The sequence below is a fragment of the Cellulomonas sp. B6 genome, from assembly GCF_001462455.1.
In the GTDB taxonomy this organism is placed as follows: domain Bacteria; phylum Actinomycetota; class Actinomycetes; order Actinomycetales; family Cellulomonadaceae; genus Cellulomonas.
This window is the reverse complement of the sequence record NZ_LNTD01000008.1, coordinates 1-2,081: the sequence shown is the minus strand read 5'-3', so window position 1 is coordinate 2,081 and position 2,081 is coordinate 1. Positions and strand designations below refer to the sequence as shown.

The window sequence follows — 2,081 nt, the reverse complement described above, 5'->3', positions numbered from 1 at the left end:
CCCCGCCGCGCCCGCACCCGGTCGCGGACGCCCGCGCGTGACGACGGTCCCCGCCCTCACGGAAGACCGAGAACCCATGCTCCCCCTGACCGAGAAGCAGCTGCGCTCCGCCCTCGTCAACGCCTCGCGCCGCGAGGCCGCCGACGCGACCCTCCCCGACCTGAAGGCCCTCGACTGGGACCGCCTCGACTACCTCGGGTGGCGTGACCGCCGCGCCCCGCTGTCCGCGTACGTCGTGCTCGAGCTCGACGGCGCGCCGACCGGTGTGCTGCTGCGCGCGTCGGACGCGTCGCGGGCCCGCCGCCGCGCGGTGTGCGCGTGGTGCGAGGACGTCGTGGTGACGGACGACGTCACGCTCTACGTCGCGCGGCGCGGCGGCGCGTCAGGTCGACGGGGCAACACGGTCGGCACGCTGATCTGCACGGACTTCACGTGCTCGCGCAACGTGCGCCGCCCCCCGACCCGCACCGAGGCCGGCTCCGACGCCGACGCGATGCGCGAGCTGATCGTCGAGCGGCGGATCGCGGGCCTGCGCGAGCGCTCGGCCCGGTTCGTGGCCGAGATCCTCAGCACGCGCTGAGCCTCACGGCGCGGCCGGTGCGCGTCCCTGCGGGTCCGCACCGGTCGCTCCGTCGCGCGCGCCGGCCGGGTCGTCCACGACGACCTCGGCGGGCGTCTCCGCGGCGGGCGACGTGACGACGGCCGGCGACGACGGCACGGCGGGCACGTCGTCCACCGCGTCGGCCGGGGCCGGCACGACGGGCCGACGACGACGCACCGCGACCACGACGAGCCCGAGACCCGCGACCCCACCGCCCACGACGGCCGCCGTGAGGAACCCGCCGCCCGCGCCGACGCGGTCGATGACCCACCCGCACAGCGGCGCGCCGAGCGCGTTCCCGACCGTCTGCATGGTGCCGCTCCACCCCATGACCTCACCCCGGCGCTGCTCGGGGACCAGTCGCACGAGGGTCGCGTTGATCGAGGACAGCGCCGGCGCGCAGGGCAGGCCGGCGACGAACACGGCCACCGCGAGCGCGACCGGGCCCTGCACGAACGCGGCCGGGAGCGTCGCTGCCGCGAGCACCGCGACGAGCAGCAGCGGCGACGGCTGCCGCGGGCTCGCGCCGTGGACGAGGCCGCCCACGGCCGAGCCGCCCGCCCACAGCGCGATCATCCAGCCCACGTCGGTCGCACGGCCGGCGTCGTTGAGCGCGGCGACGAGCGACACGTCGGTGCCCATGAGCACGAAGGACGCGGCGGCGGCCGCGAGCAGCACGACCAGCAGGTGCGCCGACAGCACGCGCGTGCCGGGCGGCAGCGGCGCGTGCTCGACGCCGACCGAGCGCGTCGGCGGGTTCGCCCACAGCAGCAGCAGCCCCGCCGCGACCGTCGCGGACCCGACGACCGTCAGCGCGAGCGTGCTGGAGCCCTGCGTCACGAGCAGCACGCCGAGCACGGGCCCGAGCATGAACGTCAGCTCGGTGAACACCGAGTCGAGCGCGTACGCGGCCTTCTGCTGCGCCGGCGGCACGAGCACGGCCAGCGACTGCCGCGTCACCGAGAAGACCGGCACGAGGAAGACGCCCGCGACGAACGCCGCGACGATGAGCGGCACGTACGCGAGGTGCGGCGCCGCGAGCCACACGCCCGACTCGACCACGACGGACGGCAGCACGGCCCGGCGCAGGCCCACGCGGTCCACCAGGCGACCGCGCCACGGCGCGCCGATCGCGAGCCCGACGGTCATCGCCGCCGCGACGACGCCGGCGCGCGCGTAGCCCTCCCCGAGCGCCGTCACGACGTGCAGCGTGAGGACGACACCGGTCGTCGCGTGCGGCACGCGCGCGACGAGCGAGACGAGGAACAGCCGCAGCACACCGGGCAGGCGCAGCACGTCGCGGTACGAGGAGGTCACGAGCACGTATCGTCACACGCCGCCCACGGTCCCCCGCAGCCGCTGCCGCGCCCGGGCCCGTGGTCGCCGCCCGGCTCGTCCCGGCACGTCCGGAGCGCACCACGGCCCGGCCCGCGGACTGCGCCCGACGTCACACCCCGCCCACCTATCCTGGGGCGATGAG

The 2,081-nt window shown here is 76.8% G+C and carries 2 protein-coding genes; one reads left to right on the top strand and one right to left on the bottom strand.

All coding sequences use genetic code 11. The features are described 5' to 3' along the window. Window positions 1–76 precede the first annotated feature (76 nt). Window positions 77–580 carry an FBP domain-containing protein gene (locus ATM99_RS00575; RefSeq protein ID WP_062101020.1) on the top strand — a complete coding sequence of 168 codons (504 nt, stop codon included), beginning with the start codon at window positions 77–79 and terminating at the stop codon, window positions 578–580. A 3-nt stretch (window positions 581–583) separates the two neighbouring features. Here the strand turns inward: ATM99_RS00575 and ATM99_RS00570 are convergent, their stop codons facing one another. Then, window positions 584–1,918: an MFS transporter gene (locus ATM99_RS00570; RefSeq protein ID WP_223304739.1), complete on the bottom strand. Its 1,335-nt coding sequence runs from the start codon at window positions 1,916–1,918 to the stop codon at window positions 584–586. Between the last annotated feature and the right edge of the window lie 163 nt (window positions 1,919–2,081).